The organism is Bradyrhizobium sp. SRS-191 (assembly GCF_024586915.1).
GTDB lineage: Bacteria > Pseudomonadota > Alphaproteobacteria > Rhizobiales > Xanthobacteraceae > Bradyrhizobium.
On record NZ_JANBVS010000091.1, the window covers coordinates 1 to 530 of the forward strand.

Below are 530 nucleotides of genomic sequence, written 5' to 3' on the forward strand. Positions count from 1 at the left end.
TGCAGGAAGGCGTCATGAAGACGCGCATGCAGCCGATCGGCAATGCCTGGCAGAAGCTGCCGCGCATCGTCCGCGACCTCGCGACCGAACTCGGCAAGCAGATCGAGCTCGAGATGCACGGCGCCGACACCGAGCTCGACCGCCAGGTGCTCGACCTGATCAAGGACCCGCTCACCCACATGGTGCGCAACTCCGCCGATCACGGCCTGGAGACGATGGCCGAGCGCGCCGCGGCCAACAAGCCGGACCAGGGCACGATCCGTCTCTCCGCCTATCACGAAGGCGGCCACATCATCATCTGCATCGCCGACAACGGCCGCGGTCTCAACACCGAGCGCATCAAGGCCAAGGCTGTCGCGAACGGTCTCGTCACCGAGGCCGAGCTCGAGAAGATGACCGAAGCGCAGATCCACAAGTTCATCTTCGAGCCGGGCTTCTCGACGGCGGCCGCCGTCACCTCGGTCTCGGGCCGCGGCGTCGGCATGGACGTGGTGCGCACCAACATCGACCAGATCGGCGGCACCATCGAC

Annotated in this window: 1 protein-coding gene; it reads left to right on the forward strand. The window is 66.2% G+C overall.

All coding sequences use genetic code 11. The features are described 5' to 3' along the window. Window positions 1-530, forward strand: a 530-nt coding sequence (locus NLR35_RS34210) for a chemotaxis protein CheA (RefSeq protein WP_257170938.1), incomplete at both ends; no start/stop codon positions are given.